15 protein-coding genes are annotated in these 17529 nt (G+C 66.2%); 5 read left to right on the top strand and 10 right to left on the bottom strand.

The window, feature by feature from the left end; genetic code table 11:
• Positions 1-75 precede the first annotated feature (75 nt).
• Positions 76-1131, top strand: coding sequence for a mannose-1-phosphate guanylyltransferase/mannose-6-phosphate isomerase (locus tag IAG41_RS17460; protein WP_187729930.1), 1056 nt, complete (start codon positions 76-78; stop codon positions 1129-1131).
• Positions 1132-1275: 144 nt separating this feature from the next.
• Here IAG41_RS17460 and pepF read toward each other — a convergent pair whose 3' ends face one another.
• From pepF to groES, 4 genes are all read right to left on the bottom strand, one after another.
• The gene (gene pepF / locus IAG41_RS17455) at positions 1276-3138 is read right to left on the bottom strand and encodes an oligoendopeptidase F (RefSeq protein WP_187729929.1); all 1863 of its coding nucleotides are present in this window, start codon (positions 3136-3138) and stop codon (positions 1276-1278) included.
• 112 nt (positions 3139-3250) lie between these two features.
• Complete coding sequence (locus tag IAG41_RS17450; RefSeq protein ID WP_187729928.1) at positions 3251-3442, bottom strand: hypothetical protein; 192 nt, start codon at positions 3440-3442, stop codon at positions 3251-3253.
• Positions 3443-3733: 291 nt separating this feature from the next.
• On the bottom strand, positions 3734-5377 hold the full coding sequence (groL, locus tag IAG41_RS17445) for a chaperonin GroEL (protein ID WP_187729927.1): 1644 nt from the start codon (positions 5375-5377) through the stop codon (positions 3734-3736).
• Positions 5378-5439: 62 nt separating this feature from the next.
• The gene (gene groES / locus IAG41_RS17440; protein ID WP_187729926.1) at positions 5440-5727 is read right to left on the bottom strand and encodes a co-chaperone GroES; all 288 of its coding nucleotides are present in this window, start codon (positions 5725-5727) and stop codon (positions 5440-5442) included.
• 226 nt (positions 5728-5953) lie between these two features.
• Here groES and sppA point away from each other — a divergent pair, with 226 nt between their 5' ends.
• The 3 genes from sppA to IAG41_RS17425 are packed head-to-tail and all read left to right on the top strand — an operon-like array spanning position 5954 to position 8845.
• Positions 5954-7849, top strand: coding sequence for a signal peptide peptidase SppA (gene sppA / locus IAG41_RS17435; RefSeq protein ID WP_187729925.1), 1896 nt, complete (start codon positions 5954-5956; stop codon positions 7847-7849).
• A complete protein-coding gene (locus tag IAG41_RS17430) occupies positions 7846-8409 on the top strand; it encodes a GNAT family N-acetyltransferase (protein WP_187729924.1) in 564 nt (187 codons plus the stop codon). Before sppA ends, IAG41_RS17430 begins: the two co-directional genes overlap by 4 nt.
• 49 nt (positions 8410-8458) lie before the next feature.
• Positions 8459-8845 carry an STAS/SEC14 domain-containing protein gene (locus IAG41_RS17425; RefSeq protein ID WP_187729923.1) on the top strand — a complete coding sequence of 129 codons (387 nt, stop codon included), beginning with the start codon at positions 8459-8461 and terminating at the stop codon, positions 8843-8845.
• Positions 8846-8879: 34 nt separating this feature from the next.
• On the opposite strand, the gene IAG41_RS17420 is transcribed toward IAG41_RS17425, so the two are convergent.
• Positions 8880-9437, bottom strand: coding sequence for a tetratricopeptide repeat protein (locus tag IAG41_RS17420; RefSeq protein ID WP_187729922.1), 558 nt, complete (start codon positions 9435-9437; stop codon positions 8880-8882).
• Between the two features lie 40 nt (positions 9438-9477).
• Positions 9478-10110 carry a trimeric intracellular cation channel family protein gene (locus IAG41_RS17415; RefSeq protein WP_187729921.1) on the bottom strand — a complete coding sequence of 211 codons (633 nt, stop codon included), beginning with the start codon at positions 10108-10110 and terminating at the stop codon, positions 9478-9480.
• An 80-nt stretch (positions 10111-10190) separates the two neighbouring features.
• On the opposite strand from IAG41_RS17415, the gene IAG41_RS17410 reads away from it, so the two are divergent.
• The gene (locus IAG41_RS17410; RefSeq protein WP_187729920.1) at positions 10191-10856 is read left to right on the top strand and encodes a YoaK family protein; all 666 of its coding nucleotides are present in this window, start codon (positions 10191-10193) and stop codon (positions 10854-10856) included.
• Positions 10857-10968: 112 nt separating this feature from the next.
• Here the strand turns inward: IAG41_RS17410 and lpdA are convergent, their stop codons facing one another.
• The 4 genes from lpdA to sucD form a co-directional block, all read right to left on the bottom strand.
• Positions 10969-12363, bottom strand: a complete 1395-nt coding sequence (gene lpdA, locus IAG41_RS17405) for a dihydrolipoyl dehydrogenase (RefSeq protein WP_187729919.1) — start codon at positions 12361-12363, stop codon at positions 10969-10971.
• Between the two features lie 47 nt (positions 12364-12410).
• The gene (odhB, locus tag IAG41_RS17400; protein ID WP_187729918.1) at positions 12411-13643 is read right to left on the bottom strand and encodes a 2-oxoglutarate dehydrogenase complex dihydrolipoyllysine-residue succinyltransferase; all 1233 of its coding nucleotides are present in this window, start codon (positions 13641-13643) and stop codon (positions 12411-12413) included.
• 2 nt (positions 13644-13645) lie between these two features.
• Positions 13646-16579, bottom strand: a complete 2934-nt coding sequence (locus IAG41_RS17395; RefSeq protein ID WP_187729917.1) for a 2-oxoglutarate dehydrogenase E1 component — start codon at positions 16577-16579, stop codon at positions 13646-13648.
• Between the two features lie 64 nt (positions 16580-16643).
• Positions 16644-17528 carry a succinate--CoA ligase subunit alpha gene (gene sucD / locus IAG41_RS17390; protein ID WP_187729916.1) on the bottom strand — a complete coding sequence of 295 codons (885 nt, stop codon included), beginning with the start codon at positions 17526-17528 and terminating at the stop codon, positions 16644-16646.
• Position 17529: the final 1 nt, after the last annotated feature.

Raw genomic sequence — 17529 nt, 5'->3', positions numbered from 1 at the left:
AAACCGTTGTGGGGACGCACTGTTTTATGTTCGGGAGCAAGTACCTAGATAGATGGTGAAGTGGAACCGTTGCGCATGCCCGATTCGAAGCCGATCATTCCTGTCATTCTGTCGGGAGGATCGGGAACACGACTTTGGCCCATGTCGCGCCCCGAGCGCCCCAAGCAGCTGCTGGCGCTGACCGCCGACGAGACGATGCTCCAATTGACCGCGCGCCGCACTGCCGGTGCGCGCTTCGCCAGGCCAATCGTGGTGGCCAATGCCTTCCATGCCGACATGGTCGACGAGCAGCTCGCCGAGGTGGAAGCCGTTGCGCAGGCGCTGATCCTCGAGCCGATGGGCCGCAACACCGCGCCGGCGATCGCGCTCGCCGCGGTAGCGGCCGGCGGTGGCAGCGATCCTCTGCTGGTGATGCCTTCGGACCACGTCATTACCGATGTCGCAGCCTTCCACGCGGCGATCGAGGCAGCGCTGCCGCTGGTCGAGCAGGGCTGGCTGGTTACTTTCGGAATTTCGCCCGATTCGCCCGAGACCGGCTATGGCTGGATCAAGGTGGGCGAGGCGATCTCGGGGGGCGTCCACCGCGTCGATAGCTTCGTGGAGAAGCCCCCGCGCGACAAGGCCGAGGCGATGCTCGCGGCGGGGGACCATGCCTGGAACGGCGGCATCTTCCTGTTCCGCGCCGACATGTATCTGGGGGCGCTCAGCGTCTACGCGCCCGAGATGCTGGTCGCGGTGCAGCGGTCGATGGACAAGGCGCGGCGCGAGGGTGCGCGGATCTGGCCCGATGAGGACGAATTCGCCGCATGCCCCGCGGATTCGATCGACTATGCGGTGATGGAAAAAGCTCCGCGCGTGGCCGTGGTCCCGGTTGCGATGGGCTGGAGCGATGTGGGGAGTTGGGATGCGCTCCACGCGATCAGCGACTGCGACGGGCAAGGCAATGTCTGCCGCGGCGACGTGATCGCGATCGACACCGTCAATTGCCTGGTGCGCGGCGACACTGGCAAGCGCGTGGCGCTGGTCGGCGTCGAGGACCTGATCGTGGTGGTCTCCGGCGACGATGTGCTGGTGCTGCCGCGCGGGCGCAGCCAGGAAGTGAAGAAGATCATCGAGGCGATGAAGCACTGATGACGGTGTCGGCTTGGACTGCTTTCCTTCTCCGTTCGCCCTGAGCCCGTCGAAGGGCGACCATCCGCCTGGCGTTGAGCTCAGGGAAGAGGGCCCTTCGACAGGCTCAGGGCGAACGGGATTCTTTGAGCATGGTTCGCCAAGTTAAGCGATCAAAGCCTCGGCCTGGTCCAGCGTATCCTTGAAGGCTGCGACGAGCGCCTGATAGGGCGCAGGGCTCGCCATATCGAGGCCCGCGCGCTTGAGGACGTCGACCGGATAATCCGAACCGCCGGCCTTGAGCACGTTCAGATAATTGTCGCGCTCCTTGGCGCCGCCCTTCAGGATCTGCTGGGCGAAATAGGTCGCCGCCGCGATGCAGGTGGCATACTGATAGACGTAGAAGCTGTTGTAGAAGTGGGGGATGAATGCCCACTCGTTGGCATAGGCCGGATCGAAGCCCATCGCCGGGCCGTGATAGCGTTTCAGCAGGTCGAAATAGACGCTGGTGAACTTCTCGCCCGAAAGGCCCTCGCCCGCCTCCGCCATGTCGTGCGCCTTCAGTTCGAACTCGGCGAACATCGTCTGGCGATAGAAGGTGCCGCGGAAATTCTCCATCTGCTGGCCGAGATAGAAGAGCTTCTCTTCCTTGGTCTTGGCGTTCTTCAGCATGTGCGCGACGAGCAACTGCTCGTTCGCGGTCGAGGCTATTTCCGCCAGGAAGATCGGGTAATCAGCCTTGTCATAGGGCTGGGCCGAATTGGCGAGCAGCGAGTGGAGCGCGTGACCCCATTCGTGGGCATAGGTGCTCATCCCGTCATATTTGTCCGACAGGTTGAGCAGCAGATAGGGATGCACGTCGAACGCGCCGGGGTTCATGTACGCGCCGGGGCGCTTGCCGGGGCGCGGGCGGGGATCCATCCACTTCGCCGCGGTCGCCTTGGCGATGCGCGACTGATAGTCGGGGCCGAGCGGCTTGACCGCCTCCAGCGTGGTGGTCCGCATCTGATCGAGCGTGAACGTCCGATCGAGCGACACGAGCGGCGGGTAGATGTCGTAATAATGCAAGTCCGGCAGCTTGAGCATGCGCCGGCGCAGGTCGAAATAACGGTGGAGCTGCGGCAGGCCCTTGTTCGCCTCCGCCACCAGCGTGCGATAAACCGTATCGGGAATGTTGTTGCCGGAAATCGCGGCAGCGAGCGAACTCGGATATTTGCGCGCCTTGGCGTAGAAGATGTCGCCCTTGACCTGCGCGTTATAGGTCGCGCCGAACGAGTTCTGGAACTTGCCGTGCGCGGTCCAGAAGGCGTCGAACACCGCCTTGCGGTCCGCCCGGTTGGGCGCGTCGCGGTTGAGCGTATAGCCTTGGCTGTCGAGGCGGACCTGCTTGCCGGTCGAGAGCGTGATCGTCGGCCAGGGGATGTCCGAAGAGCGGAGCTGACCGCTGACGTCGCCCGGTGCCTGGAGCGGCGACGAGACGCTCGCGAGGAGCGATTCACCCTCGGGCGCGAGCGTGTGCGAGGCCTGGCGGACGATGTTGGCGAGATAGTGATCGAAGCGCGCTTTGAGCGTCGCATTGGCAGCGACGAAGCCCTGGATCTTGGCCTGGCCGATTGTCAGAATTTCGGGCGAAACCCAGGCGGTCGCCTCACCGAACGCCGTGTAGAGATCGATCGCCTGGCTCTGTTTCTCCTGATAGGCGGAGACGCGGACGTCCTCGTCGCCCTTCAGGCTGGCATAGGTGTAGACGCGCGCGATCGTCCGGCCGAGATCCGACTGGACCACCAGCGCCTGCGCAAGCACATCGGCGCTTTCGCCCAGCCGGCCCTTGAATTTCGCGACACCCGGAATCGCGGCCAGCATGGCCTTGCGCGCTTCGTCCCAGGCGGCGTCGCTCGGATAGAGCTCGGTCAGGTCCCAGGCGGCGCCCGTCGACGTGGCGGCATCCTGCGCCCAGGCGGGAACGGCGGCGGCGAGGCCGGCAAGCGCGGCGGCGGACAGCGCCTGACGGCGAGTGAGTTCGGTCATGGATGGGCTCTCATCGCTGGAAACCGGCGGACGCCGGCAGGATGGAGCGGATATTGTCGCGGTCCGTGCCGCAAGGGAAGCGCTTTGTTGCGTTAAAGCGCCAACACACCTGCTAGCGGATCTCGGCGCGATATTCGGCCCGCGAGATCGTGACCCAATCGCGCTTGGCACGCCGTTTCATCGGCGTGCGGCAGTAGCGGCAGATGCTGACATGCTTCTCGTCCGCGCTCTGGCGAATGTGCTTTTCCGAACGCTCGTGCTTGCCACCCAGGCAGCGCGACCGCCCGGCAATCCAATTGATCACTTGTACGCACCCCGTTACTCGATGCCGTAATAATCGGCTCATCCGAGCCGTTCTTGTCCTCAATTTGTCTCGAAAGAAAGTCCGTTCGTCTCACGAATGGAGCGACTCCCCGCAAGGAAAGGGCCGGCGGATCGCTCCGCCGGCCCTTCTTTTCCAGCCTTGCGGGCTGGGGGTCCTGGATCCGGCCCCGGCAAAGCCGGGGCTCGTCGGACGGGTTCGGCGTTGCCGCCGGCCCGCCGGCCGGATCGAAACGAGTCCTGAATTAGCGCGGCTAATCCAGGCCGTTCTCGATCAGAAATCCATGCCGCCCATGCCGCCCATGCCGCCGCCGCCCATGGGCATCGCCGGCTTGTCTTCCGGCAGCTCGCTCACCGCCGCTTCGGTGGTGATGAGCAGGCCGGCGACCGAGGCTGCGTCCTGGAGCGCGGTGCGGACGACCTTGGTCGGGTCGATCACGCCGGCCAGGACCAGGTTCTCATAGACGTCGGTCTGGGCGTTGAAGCCGAGATTGTCGTCGTTGCCGTCGAGCAGCTTGCCCGAGATCACCGCACCGTCATGGCCCGCGTTCGACGCGATCTGGCGGATCGGCGCGTAGAGCGCCTTGCGGATGATATCGATGCCGCGGGTCTGGTCGTCATTGGCGCCCTTGAGGCCTTCGATCGCCTTGGTCGCGTACAGCAGAGCCGTGCCGCCACCGGGGACGATGCCCTCTTCGACGGCCGCGCGGGTCGCGTGGAGAGCGTCGTCGACGCGGTCCTTGCGCTCCTTGACCTCGACTTCGGTCGAGCCGCCGACCTTGATCACGGCAACGCCGCCGGCGAGCTTGGCGAGACGCTCCTGGAGCTTCTCCTTGTCATAATCGCTGGTGGTGTTCTCGATCTGCTGGCGGATCGCCTCGGTGCGGCCCTTGATCGCATCGGCATCACCGGCGCCATCGACGATGGTGGTGTTGTCCTTGTCGATCGAGACGCGCTTGGCGGTGCCGAGCATGCCCAGGGTCACGGTCTCGAGCTTGATGCCCAGGTCTTCCGAGATGACTTCGCCCTTGGTGAGGATCGCGATGTCCTCGAGCATCGCCTTGCGGCGATCGCCGAAGCCGGGAGCCTTGACCGCTGCGACCTTCAGGCCGCCGCGCAGCTTGTTGACGACGAGCGTGGCGAGAGCCTCGCCCTCGATGTCCTCGGCGATGATCAGCAGCGGACGGCCCGACTGGACGACGGCTTCCAGGATCGGGAGCATCGCCTGCAGGTTCGACAGCTTCTTCTCGTGGATCAGGATATAGGGGTCCTGAAGCTCGACGGTCATCTTCTCGGGGTTGGTGATGAAGTAGGGCGAGAGATAGCCGCGGTCGAACTGCATGCCCTCGACCACGTCGAGCTCGAAATCGAGACCCTTGGCTTCCTCGACGGTGATCACGCCTTCCTTGCCGACCTTCTCCATCGCCTCGGCGATCTTCTCGCCGACGATCGTGTCGCCATTGGCCGAGATGATGCCGACCTGTGCGATTTCCTTGGTGCCGGCGACGGGCTTCGAGCGTGCCTTGAGGTCCTCGACGACCTTGAGGACGGCGATGTCGATGCCGCGCTTCAGGTCCATCGGGTTCATGCCGGCCGCGACCGACTTCATGCCTTCGCGGACAATCGCCTGGGCGAGCACGGTGGCCGTGGTGGTGCCGTCACCGGCGACGTCGTTGGTCTTCGACGCGACTTCGCGCAGCATCTGCGCGCCCATGTTCTCGAACTTGTCCTTGAGCTCGATTTCCTTGGCGACGGTGACGCCGTCCTTGGTGATGCGCGGAGCGCCGAACGACTTGTCGATCACGACGTTGCGGCCCTTGGGGCCCAACGTGACCTTCACTGCGTCGGCGAGGATATCGACGCCGCGGAGAATGCGCTCACGCGCGTCGCGGCTGAATTTTACGTCCTTGGCTGCCATGTTGGCTGACCTTTCAAATTAATGTCGGTTGACGAAGTTGATCAACTTCAGGGCTCTTCGGTTCAGCCGACGATCCCGAGAATGTCGCTTTCCTTCATGATGAGGAGGTCCTCACCGTTGACCTTGACCTCGGTGCCCGACCACTTGCCGAACAGGATCTTGTCGCCGGCCTTGACGTCGAGCGGCAGGATCTTGCCATCCTCGGTCTTGGTGCCGGTGCCCGCGGCGACGACTTCGCCTTCCTGCGGCTTTTCCTTGGCGGTATCGGGGATGATGATGCCGCCGGCGGTCTTTTCCTCGGCCTCGACGCGGCGGACGAGCACGCGGTCGTGCAACGGACGGAAGTTCATTGCCAGTTCCTCTTCAGAAGATTGATTCGTGCTTAGCACTCAGATCCCCCGAGTGCTAACAGGCCGCCATATGCGTAGCGCCCGCCTATTCGTCAACGGGTCCGCGTCGATATGTTTTCAGAGGACGGCGATGCGTTCGCCTTCTGTATTGTAACAGTAATACAGTCGGTTTACTCGGCTTTCGGCATCCGGTAGCAGGGGGCCATCTTCTGGCAGGAGCCATTACGTGAAGCTCGTTCGAGGCGCTTGGAAAATTCTGGTGGGGATCAAGGACTTTCTGGTCCTGGTCCTGTTGCTGCTGTTCTTCGCCGGGCTGTTCGCAGCGCTTTCGCACAAGCCCAATGCCGCGGCGATCCGCGACGGGGCGCTGGTGGTCGCGCTGGACGGCACGCTGGTGGAGCAGCCCGAGCAGCCCGATCCGTTCCAGAATGTCGGGGGCGGCAAGGCGCTGGGGCAGGTCCGGCTGCGCGACGTGCTGCGCGCGCTCGATGCCGCGCGCACCGATGGCCGGGTCAAGGCCGTGGTGCTCGACATGGACCGCTTCCTGGGCGGCTATCCCGCGGCGGTGACCGAAGTCGCCGACGCGGTGGCGCGGGTGCGCGCGAGCGGCAAGCAGGTGCTCGCTTATGCCACCGGCTATACCGACGACAGCTATCAGATCGCATCGGCGGCCAACGAGATCTGGGTCCATCCGATGGGCGGCGCGATGTTCATGGGGCCGGGCGGGCGCCAGCTCTACTATAAGGGGCTGATCGACAAGCTCGGCGTCACCGCGCACGTCTACAAGGTCGGCAAGTACAAGTCGGCGGTCGAGCCCTATATCCGCGCCGACATGTCGCCCGAGGCGCGCGAGGCGAGCGTGGCGCTGTATGGATCGATCCTGGGCCAGTGGCAGCAATCGATCGCCAAGGCGCGGCCCAAGGCGCGGATCGCCGAGTTCATCGCCAAGCCCGACGAGGTGATCGCCGCGGCCAAGGGCGACATCGCCCAGGCGAACCTGGCCTATGGCATCGTCGACAAGACCGGCGACCGCATCGCCTTCGGCAAGCGTGTCGCCCAGATCGTCGGCGCGCGCAGCGACAAGGTGGCGGGCAATTTCAACGCGATCCGGCTGCGCGACTGGCTCGCCGCCAATCCGGCGCCGAGCACTGGCGACGCGATCGGCGTGATTACCGTCGCCGGCGAGATCGTCGACGGCAAGGCCGGCCCCGGCCATGCGGGCGGCGACACGATCAGCAACCTGATCCTCAAGGGCCTGACCAACAAGAATCTGAAGGCGCTTGTCGTCCGCGTCGATTCGCCGGGCGGATCGGCGCTCGCCTCCGAGCAGATCCGCCAGGCGGTGCTGCAGGCAAAGGCGAAGGGCCTGCCGGTGGTGGTGTCGATGGGCAGCCTCGCGGCGAGCGGCGGCTATTGGGTGTCGACTTCGGGCGACACGATCTTCGCCGAACCGAGCACGATCACCGGATCGATCGGCATTTTCGGCATATTGCCCACCTTCGAGAACAGCCTCGCCAAGATCGGCGTGACCAGCGACGGCGTGCAGACCACGCCGCTTTCGGGCCAGCCGAGCATCTATGGCGGGACCAACGCCGCGGTGGACCGCATCCTGCAATCGGCGATCGAGGCGGGCTATGGTCGCTTCATCTCGCTCGTTTCCCAGTCGCGCAAGCTGACACCCGCGCGCGTCGACGAGATCGGCCAGGGCCGCGTCTGGATCGGCGGAGTCGCGCACCAGCTCGGGCTGGTCGACCGGTTCGGCGGATTGCACGACGCCATCGCCGAGGCGGCGAAGCGCGCCAAGCTCGATCCCGCCAAGGTCCACCCGGTCTATCTCGAGAAGCAGTCCAGCAGCTGGCTGACCTTCCTTGCGGGCGTGCTGCGCGACACCGGCGACGACGATGACGACTGGACCGATCAGCCTGCCGGCGAGGACGCCTATGCGCGGATCGCGACCGAGCGCCGCGCGATGCTGGCGCAGGCGCTGGGCGACGCCAAGCGCCTGGCCTCGGGCGGATCGGTGCAGGCGATGTGCCTCGAATGCGCCGGGATCGGCCCGGCGGTGGGCCGCGCCGATGATCTGAGCCTGCTCAAGCTGGTACTGGGGGAAATCGTACCATGATCGCGATTCGCGCCGCCACGCCCGAAGATGCCGGCTCGATCGCCGCTATCTATGCGCCGCACGTGCTGACCGGCACCGCCTCCTTCGAGATCGATCCGCCCGACGCGCGGGCGATGCGGACGCGGATGGCGTCGAGCGACGGGCTCTATCCCTGGATGGTCGCGACCAATGGCGAGGTCGATGGCGGCGGGGTGATTGGCTATGCCTATGCGTCGAAGTTTCGCGATCGCCCGGCGTACCGCTATGTCTGCGAGACCTCGATCTACCTGACCGATGCGTCGAGCGGTTCGGGGGTGGGGCGGCTGCTCTACGCGGCGCTGGTCGATACGCTGCGTGCGCAGGGCTTCGTCCATGCCATCGGCGCGATCACCTTGCCCAACGACCGCTCGATCAAACTGCACGAGGCGGTGGGTTTCCGCCGCGCCGGCGTCTATCGCGAGGTCGGCTTCAAGCATGGCCAGTGGATCGATGTCGGCTTCTGGCAGTGCCAGCTGAACGAGCCGACCCTGCCTCCGGCCGAGCCGAAAAAATTCAGCGATGTGGGCGTGGTGCGGACCTAACTGCGTTCGTTCAACGCTTTGTCAGCAAAAGCTTTCTATATCTGATTTCATGCAAGGAAAGCTTTCGCACAGCATCCAGGTCGATCATCGGCGCAAGCTGGTCGACGTGCGGATCAGTGGCATCCTGATGCCGGAGGACGTCGCCTGGGTGGGCGAGGAGATTCGTGAGGCGGTCCGCTCGCTGGGCGCCGCCGCGGGCCAGCATGTCACGCTGTATGACCTGACCGGCCTGCAGGTCGCGCCGGCCGCGGCCGTCGACATGATCAAGGATACTTTCGCCAATCCCGTCGTGCGCAACCTGTGGTCGCGCAAGCTCGCAGTGGTCGCCTCGACGGCGCTGATCCGCATGCAGGCCCACCGCGTTCGCGATGCCCGGCCGGATCTGGTGGTCTTCGACAATCGCGAGGCGGCGCTGGCCTGGCTGCTCGCCGACTAGAGCGGATGCGGCCTAGCCCCGGCGGAAAGCGGTCCTAACCGGCCAACGTGGCGAGATGGGCTTCCGCTTCGCGCACGCCTTCATTCTCGCCCGGGAATACGGAATCCAGCCGGGCATAATGTTCGCGCGCCTCTTCCCAATAGCGGCGCGCCTCGGCACGCTCGCCCAGCGCTTCGGCGAGCAAAGCGACGCTGCGCAACGCATTGGCGAAATCGAGCGGCGGAGCCTCGATGCCCGCCCGATAAAGATCGAGTGCCTCGTGGAGATGCGCGGTGGCGTGCGCGAGCCGGCCCTGCTCGGCGAACATGTCGCCGGCATGGCGGAGCGCATGCGCCAGCGCGGCGCCGTCGCCGATCCGGCGGAACAGCGCGATCGCCTGGATCTGGTCGTGCAGCGCCCAATCGAGATTGCCGGTATCGCGGGCGATCTGCGCCTGGCGGGTCAGCGATTTCGCCTCACCGGGAAGGTCACCCTCTGCGCGGAAATGGGCGATGGCCTCGCCGAATGCGCGGCGCGCGTCCTCGGCGCGCCCGGCCCGGCGCTCCGTCTCGCCTTGCGCCAGCGATTGATGGCCGCGACTCGACTGCTCCATGCAGCGAGTGTGCGTGTATCCGGGGAAGGAGGCAATCGCCTCAACGGCCGCCCTTATAAGCGGGAAGCCCGAGCTTCCAGTGGATCGCCGCAGCACGCAGCGCGAAGCCGCCGGCGGCGGCGAGCAGCCCGGCGACGAACAAGGGCAGCCCCGCCAAGGTGAGGCCAACCTGGAGCACCGCCGTGAGGGCGGCGGCGGTGACATAGAGTTCGGGGCGCATCAGGATCGAGGGCTCGCCCGCCAGCACATCGCGGATGATGCCACCCGCACAGGCGGTGACCACGCCCATCACTGCGGCGGGAACCGGCGGGATGCCATAGCCCATCGCCTTGGCCGCGCCGAACGCGGCATAAGCGGCGAGGCCCGCGGCGTCGAGCCAGTCGAAGACATAGCTGGTCCACCAGCGCTGCGGCGTGAACCACACCGCCACGGCGACGCCGAGACAGAGCCCGGCGACGCGGGTGTCGTGCACCCAGAAGACTGGCGCACCGATCAGCAGGTCGCGGATCGTGCCGCCGCCGACCCCGGTGATCAGCGCGAAGAAGGCGAGCGTGACGAAGGTCTGCTCGCGCCGCGCCGCGGCGAGCGCGCCGGTGGCGGCGAAGACGGCGATGCCGAACAGATCGAGCCAGGGCAGGATCGGGCCGATCGGGATGGGAAGGGGCGCAGGCATGCGCGCTGGTTTCGCTTGGGCGAGGGTCTCAAGTCAAACTGCCTCTGGCGGGCCGGGCGCGGCTGTAGCAGAGAGGCGGGATGCAACGTACCGAGTCTCCGCTGATCGTGATCGCGGTATGCCTCGCCGCGCTCGCCGGCTTTGTCGACGCGCTGGCCTTTACCAGTCTGGGCGGCTTCTTCGCCTCGTTCATGAGCGGCAATTCGACGCGCCTGGGCGTCGGGCTCGGGACCGGCGATGCCGGCTCGGCGCTGACCGCCGGGGCGCTCGTGATGAGCTTCATCGCCGGGGTGATCCTGGCGAGCGTGATTCAGCGCGCGGCGCCCGAGCGGGCCAAGACCGGGGTGATGCTGGCGGTGACGATCCTGCTGCTGCTCGCGGCGGGGCTCGCCAGCGTCGCGCCGGGGCCGATCGTGCTGCTGCTGCTCGCCGCGGCGATGGGCACCGAGAATGGCGTGTTCCACCGCGACGGCGAGGTGACGATCGGCGTGACCTATATGACCGGCTCGCTGGTCCGCGTCGGCCAGAAGCTGGCGAACGCGCTGATGGGCGACCCCGATCGCTGGTCCTGGGTGCCCTATCTGGCGCTGTGGACGGGGTTCCTGGCCGGCGTGGTGTTCGGCGCGGCGAGCCATATGCGCTGGGGCTGGAACGCGCTGTGGCTGGCGCCGCTTGCGGCGGCGGTGCTGACACTGGCGATCTCGCGGGCGACGCGGGGGAAGAACCGGATCATGCCGGCGGAGTGAGAAACGGCGGGCGCGGGCAAAGCCCGCGGCTTCGTCGGTCGGCGCTGTAGCGCCGCCGGCCGGTAGCGCCTTGAGCGCTCGAGTTTAGCTGACGCTAAACTCTTGGCCGGCGCTACACGTGGATCGGCTTGCCCAGCACCGCCATCGCGGCTTCCTTGATAGCTTCCGAATGCGTCGGGTGGGCATGGCAGGTATAAGCGATGTCCTCGGACGTGGCGCCCATTTCCATCGCCATCGCGACCTCGGCGATCATCGTGCCGGCGACCGAGGTGATGATCCAGGCGCCGAGCACGCGATCGGTCTTGGCGTCGGCGATCACCTTCACCCAGCCGACCGTGTCGTCGATCGCCTTGGCGCGGCTGTTGCCCGCCATCGGGAACTTGCCGACCTTGATCTCGCCCTTTTCCGTCGCCTGCTCCTCGGTGAGGCCGACGCCGGCGATTTCGGGGTGGGTGTAGACCACGCTCGGGATGACGTCGTGGTTCACGATGCCGGTGAGGCCGGCGATGTTCTCGGCGACCGCGATGCCTTCGTCCTCGGCCTTGTGCGCAAGCATCGGGCCGGGGATGACGTCGCCGATCGCCCAGACGCCAGGAACGGCGGTCTGGAAGCGGTGGTCGGTCTCGACCTGGCCGCGCTGGTTGGTCGCGAGGCCGATCTTGTCGAGGCCCAGGCCGTCGGTATTGGGCCTGCGGCCGATCGAGACGAGCACGGCATCGGCTTCCAGCGTCTCGGCGGTGCCGCCGGCCGAGGGCTCGATCGTCACGGTCGCCTTGCCGCCGTTGACGGCGACGCCGGTGACCTTGGTGGAGAGCTTGATCTCCATGCCCTGCTTCTTGAAGATGCGGCCGGCTTCCTTGCGGACCTCGCCGTCCATGCCGGGGAGCAGCTGGTCGAGGAACTCGACCACGGTAACCTTGGCGCCGAGGCGCTGCCAGACCGAACCGAGCTCGAGCCCGATCACGCCGCCGCCGATCACGACCATGTGCTCGGGCACCTTGTCCAGCGCGATCGCGCCGGTGGAGTCGACCACGACCTTCTGGTCGATCTCGACGCCGGGGAGCGGGGTGACCGAGGAGCCGGTGGCGATGACGATATTCTTGGCGGTGACTTTGCGGTCGCCGACCTGGACGGTGTGTGCGTCGACAAAGGTGCCGAGGCCCTTCACCCATTCGACCTTGTTCTTCTTGAACAGGAACTCGACGCCGCCGGTCAGGCCCTTCACGGCCTTGTCCTTGTCGGCCATCATCGCCGGCAGGTCGAGCTCGACGCTGCCCAGCTTGATGCCATGCTTGGCGAGGATGCCCGTAGCCGCTTCCTCGAACTTCTCGGAAGCGTTGAGCAGCGCCTTGGACGGGATGCAGCCGACATTGAGGCACGTGCCGCCCAAAGTCTCGCGGCTCTCGACGCAACCGGTGCGCAGGCCGAGCTGCGCGGCACGGATCGCCGCGACATAGCCGCCGGGACCGGAGCCGATGATCAGGACGTCGAAATCATAGTCAGCCATATTCTACTCCGTTCGTCCCCACGGATATGGGGGCGGGCGTAAGGCGCTTACAGGTCGATCAGCAGCCGGGTCGGATCCTCGATCGCGTTCTTGAGCGCGACGAGGAAGGTGACCGCCTCGCGGCCGTCGATCAGGCGGTGATCATAGCTGAGCGCGAGATACATCATCGGGCGGATGACGATCTGGCCGTCGCGGACGACGGGGCGGTCCTCGATGCGGTGGAGGCCCAGCACCGCCGACTGGGGCGGGTTGATGATCGGGGTCGACATCAGCGAGCCGAACACGCCGCCGTTGGAGATGGTGAAGGTGCCGCCCTTCATCTCTTCCATCTTGAGCGTGCCGTCCTTGGCGCGCTTGCCGAAATCGCCGATCGTCTTCTCGATCGCGGCGACCGACAGGTTCTGCGCGTCGCGGATCACCGGGACGACCAGGCCCTGCGGCGCGGAGACCGCGACCGAGATGTCGGCATAATCGTGATAGACGATCTCTTCGCCCTCGATCGAGCCGTTGACCGAGGGGATGTCGCGCAGCGCCTGGACGGCGGCCTTCACGAAGAAGCCCATGAAGCCGAGGCGGACGCCGTGCTTCTTCTCGAACAGATCCTTGTACTTGGTGCGCGCGGCGATGACTTCGGTCATGTCGACGTCGTTGAACGTCGTCAGCATCGCGGCGGTGTTCTGCGCTTCCTTGAGGCGCTTGGCGACGGTCTGGCGCAGGCGCGTCATGCGGACGCGCTCCTCGCGGCGTTCGCCAGCCGGAGCAGCGGCAGCGGCCACCGGGGCCGGAGCGGCGGCGGGTGCCGGAGCAGCGGGCTTGCTGCTGGCGGCGGCGATGACATCGTCCTTGGTCAGGCGGCCGTCCCTGCCGGTGCCCTGCACCGTCGAGGGATCGACGCCGGTCTCGAGCACGGCGCGGCGGACCGACGGCGACAGCGCGGCAGCGGCTTCGACATCGCCCGAAGGCGCAGGCGCCGGAGCCGCCGGAGCCGGTGCCGGAGCGGGGGCCGGGGCAGGCGCGGCGGCGGCGGGCGCCGCGACGGCGCCCTCACCCTCGATCAGTGCGATCAGCGCGCCGACCTCGACCGTCTCCCCGACCTTGACGAGTTGCTGGCCCATCACGCCGGCAACCGGCGAGGGCACCTCGACCGAGACCTTGTCGGTTTCGAGGCTGGCGATCGGCTCATCGGCCTTCACGGGATCGCCCGGGTTCTTGAGCCATTCGCCCAGAGTGGCTTCGGTGATCGATTCACCCAGTACGGGGACCTTGACGTCGGTAGCCATTTTCAACCTTTCCGGGTTCGGCGGATTTCTTCACGGACATTGTGACCGAGCGCGTCTGCGACAAGCGCAGCCTGCTCCATCTGGTGGCGCTTCATCAGGCCGGTGGCGGGCGACGCCGCCGCGGCACGGCCGGCGTAGCGCGGACGCTGCACCCTGGCGCCGGCCTCGACCAGGCACTGCTCGATAAAGGGCTCGACGAAGAACCAATAACCATTGTTCTTCGGCTCTTCCTGCGCCCAGACCACTTCCTCGACATTGGGCATGCGCCGGAGGCGTGTGGTGAGCGGCTCGCCGGGGAACGGGTAGAGCTGCTCGATACGGACGACCGCGGTGTTCTTGTCGCCCGCCGCGTCGCGCGCTTCCATCAGGTCGTAGGCCACCTTGCCGGTGCACAGTACGAGGCGCTTCACGTCATGGTCGGCAGGCGCCGAAGTGTCCGACAGGATGCGCTTGAAGTGGCTGTCGCCCAGGAAGTCTTCGGTCTTCGACACCGCCAGCTTGTGGCGGAGCAGCGACTTGGGCGTCATCTGCACCAGCGGCTTGCGGAAATTGCGGTGCATCTGACGGCGCAGCAGGTGGAAATAATTCGCCGGCGTCGTGATGTTGACGACCTGCATATTGTCCTGCGCGCAGAGCTGGAGGAAGCGCTCGGGGCGCGCCGAGCTGTGCTCGGGCCCCTGGCCTTCATAGCCGTGCGGCAGCAGCATCACGAGGCCGTTGGCGCGCAGCCACTTGGCTTCGCCCGCGGCGACGAACTGGTCGATCATGATCTGCGCGCCATTGGCGAAATCGCCGAACTGCGCTTCCCACATCACCAGCGCCTTGGGATCGGCCGAGGCATAGCCATACTCGAAGCCGAGCACGCCATATTCGCTGAGCGGTGAATCGAGTACTTCGAAGCTGCCATGCGGGATCGTCGAGAGCGGGACGTACTTGGCCTCGGTCTTCTGATCGACCCAGACGGCGTGGCGCTGGCTGAACGTTCCGCGGCCCGAATCCTGGCCGGACAGGCGCACGCCATAGCCTTCGGAGAGCAGCGCGCCGAAGGCCAGTGCCTCGCCGGTCGCCCAGTCGAAATTGGCGCCCGACTTGAACATCTCGCGCTTGGCGTCGAGCACGCGCGCGAGCGTCTTGTGGATCTCGAGGCCCTCGGGGATATCGGTCAGCGTGCGGCCCAGGCTGTCGAACAGCTTCTTCTCGATGCCGGTATCGACGCTGCGGCGCGCGGTCTCGGCGTCGGCGGGTGCGCCAAGCCCAGACCAGCGGCCGGCGAACCAATCCGCCTTGTTGGGCAGATAGGACTTGCCCGCCTCGAACTCACCTTCGAGCAGGGTGGTGAACTGGTGGATCCGCTCATCGACGAAGCCCTGGTCGACCACGCCTTCGCCGATCAGGCGCTTGGCATAGATGTCGCTCACCCCCGGATGCTGCTTGATGCGGGCATACATCAGCGGCTGGGTGAAGCTCGGCTCGTCGCCTTCGTTATGGCCGAAGCGGCGATAGCACCACATGTCGATCACGACGTCGCGGTGGAACTTCTGGCGGAACTCGATCGCGACCTTGCAGGCGAAGGTCACGGCTTCGGGATCGTCGCCGTTGACGTGGAGGATCGGCGCCTGGACGCCCTTGGCGACGTCCGACGGATAGGGCGAGGAGCGCGCGAATTGCGGGCTCGTCGTGAAGCCGATCTGGTTGTTGATGACGAAGTGGATGCAGCCGCCGGTATTGTAGCCGGGGATGCCCGAGAAGCCGAGACATTCCCAGACGATGCCCTGGCCGGCCATCGCCGCGTCGCCATGGATAAGGACCGGCAGGACCTGCTCGTGCTCGCCCAGATCGCTGCGCAGCGTCTGCAGCGCGCGGACCTTGCCGAGCACGACCGGATCGGCCGCCTCGAGGTGCGAAGGGTTGGCGACCAGCGACATATGGACGCTGATCCCGTCGAACTCGCGATCGGTGCTGGTGCCGAGGTGATATTTGACGTCGCCCGAGCCGGCGACGTCGTCAGGATTGGCCGATCCGCCGCCGAATTCGTGGAAGATCACGCGGAACGGCTTCGCCATGACGTTGGCGAGCATGTTCAGCCGGCCGCGATGCGCCATGCCGTACACGATCTCGCGCACGCCCATCGAGCCGCCGTACTTGATGATCGATTCCATCGCCGGGATCATCGCCTCGCCGCCGTCAAGGCCGAAGCGCTTGGTGCCGACATATTTCTTGCCGAGAAAGCGTTCCCACTGCTCGGCCTCGATCACCTTGGAGAGGATCGCCTTCTTGCCGTCGACGGTGAACTGGATGACCTTGTCCTTGCCCTCCATCCGGTCCTGCAGGAAGCGGCGCTCCTCGACATCGGCGATGTGCATATATTCGAGGCCGACATTGCCGCAGTAGTTCGCGCGGAGGATCTCCACGATCTCGCGGACGGTCGCGTAGCTGAGGCCCAGCACGCCGCCCAGATAGATAGGGCGATCGAGATCGGCGCCGACGAACCCGTGATATTCGGGGGTCAGATCCTCGGGCAGCTCGCGCTGGGTGAGGCCGAGCGGATCGAGATTGGCGGCGAGATGCCCGCGCACGCGATAGGTGCGGATGAGTAGCATCGCGCGGATCGAATCGGCCGCGGCCTTGGCGATCTCCGTCTCGGAGGCAGGGGCGGCGCTGGGGGCCGGGGCGGGCGCCGCGGCCTTACCCTTGGCCGGCGCCGGCTCCATCTGGGTGGGGTCGAGCCCGGCGGTGAGCGCATCGGTCTCGCTCAGCGGCCAGTTGGCGCGCGCCCAGCTCGGGCCGGTCGCGGTGTTCTCCAGTCCCTCGAACCAGCCGCGCCAGCCCGCCTCGACGGAGGCGGGATCGGCCTTGAACCGGCGGTACATGGTCTCGACGAAGGCGGGGCTTACGCCGCCGGCGATGTCGTCGAAGTCGAGGCCCTCATAGCCCATGATGTTCTATCCGTTCGTGTTAGCGCTCACATAGCTCACAATATAGGAGCGCAAACGTTGTAAATTAGCCCTTCAGCACTTCGACCAGCGTGGTGCCGAGCTCCGAGGGGCTGTCCGCCACCTTGATGCCCGCCGCTTCCATCGCGGCGATCTTGTCCTCGGCGCCGCCCTGACCGCCCGAGACGATCGCACCGGCATGGCCCATGCGGCGGCCCGGAGGCGCGGTGCGGCCGGCGATGAAGCCCGCCATCGGCTTCTTGCGGCCGCGCTTCGCCTCGTCGATCAGGAACTGCGCGGCTTCCTCTTCGGCCGAGCCGCCGATCTCGCCGATCATGATGATCGACTTGGTCGCTTCGTCGGCGAGGAACAGCTCGAGCACGTCGATGAAGTTGGTGCCATTGACCGGATCGCCGCCGATGCCGACCGCGGTGGTCTGGCCGAGGCCGGCGTTGGTGGTCTGGAACACCGCCTCATAGGTGAGCGTGCCCGAACGCGAGACGACGCCGACCGAACCCTTGGAGAAGATGCTGCCGGGCATGATGCCGATCTTGCACTCGCCGGGGGTGAGCACGCCGGGGCAGTTCGGGCCGATCAGCCGCGACTTGGAGCCCGAGAGCGCGCGCTTGACCTTGACCATGTCGAGCACCGGAATGCCTTCGGTGATCGTCACGATCAGCGGCACTTCGGCGTCGATCGCCTCGAGGATCGAATCCGCGGCGAAGGGAGGCGGAACATAGATCACCGACGCGCTCGCGCCGGTCTTGCTGACCGCCTCGGCGACGGTGTCGAACACCGGCAGGCCGATATGCTCGGTGCCGCCCTTGCCCGGCGTCACGCCGCCGACCATCTGCGTGCCATAGGCAAGCGCCTGCTGGGTGTGGAAGGTGCCGGTCTCACCGGTCATCCCCTGCGTGATGACCTTGGTGTTCTTGTCGACGAGAATGCTCATG

Origin of the sequence: Sphingomonas sp. JC676 (genome assembly GCF_014489075.1) — a bacterium.
Classification (GTDB): domain Bacteria; phylum Pseudomonadota; class Alphaproteobacteria; order Sphingomonadales; family Sphingomonadaceae; genus Sphingomonas.
The sequence above is the reverse complement of the archived record's forward strand: the minus strand, read 5'-3'. Positions and strand labels throughout refer to the sequence as shown.

Coding starts and splice junctions, on each gene's coding strand:
- IAG41_RS17460 (WP_187729930.1), top strand. CDS start 76: ATGCCCGATTCGAAGCCGATCATTCCTGTCATTCTGTCGGGAGGATCG.
- pepF (WP_187729929.1), bottom strand. CDS start 3,138: ATGACCGAACTCACTCGCCGTCAGGCGCTGTCCGCCGCCGCGCTTGCC.
- groL (WP_187729927.1), bottom strand. CDS start 5,377: ATGGCAGCCAAGGACGTAAAATTCAGCCGCGACGCGCGTGAGCGCATT.
- groES (WP_187729926.1), bottom strand. CDS start 5,727: ATGAACTTCCGTCCGTTGCACGACCGCGTGCTCGTCCGCCGCGTCGAG.
- IAG41_RS17430 (WP_187729924.1), top strand. CDS start 7,846: ATGATCGCGATTCGCGCCGCCACGCCCGAAGATGCCGGCTCGATCGCC.
- IAG41_RS17425 (WP_187729923.1), top strand. CDS start 8,459: ATGCAAGGAAAGCTTTCGCACAGCATCCAGGTCGATCATCGGCGCAAG.
- IAG41_RS17420 (WP_187729922.1), bottom strand. CDS start 9,437: ATGGAGCAGTCGAGTCGCGGCCATCAATCGCTGGCGCAAGGCGAGACG.
- IAG41_RS17415 (WP_187729921.1), bottom strand. CDS start 10,110: ATGCCTGCGCCCCTTCCCATCCCGATCGGCCCGATCCTGCCCTGGCTC.
- IAG41_RS17410 (WP_187729920.1), top strand. CDS start 10,191: ATGCAACGTACCGAGTCTCCGCTGATCGTGATCGCGGTATGCCTCGCC.
- lpdA (WP_187729919.1), bottom strand. CDS start 12,363: ATGGCTGACTATGATTTCGACGTCCTGATCATCGGCTCCGGTCCCGGC.
- odhB (WP_187729918.1), bottom strand. CDS start 13,643: ATGGCTACCGACGTCAAGGTCCCCGTACTGGGTGAATCGATCACCGAA.
- IAG41_RS17395 (WP_187729917.1), bottom strand. CDS start 16,579: ATGGGCTATGAGGGCCTCGACTTCGACGACATCGCCGGCGGCGTAAGC.
- sucD (WP_187729916.1), bottom strand. CDS start 17,528: ATGAGCATTCTCGTCGACAAGAACACCAAGGTCATCACGCAGGGGATG.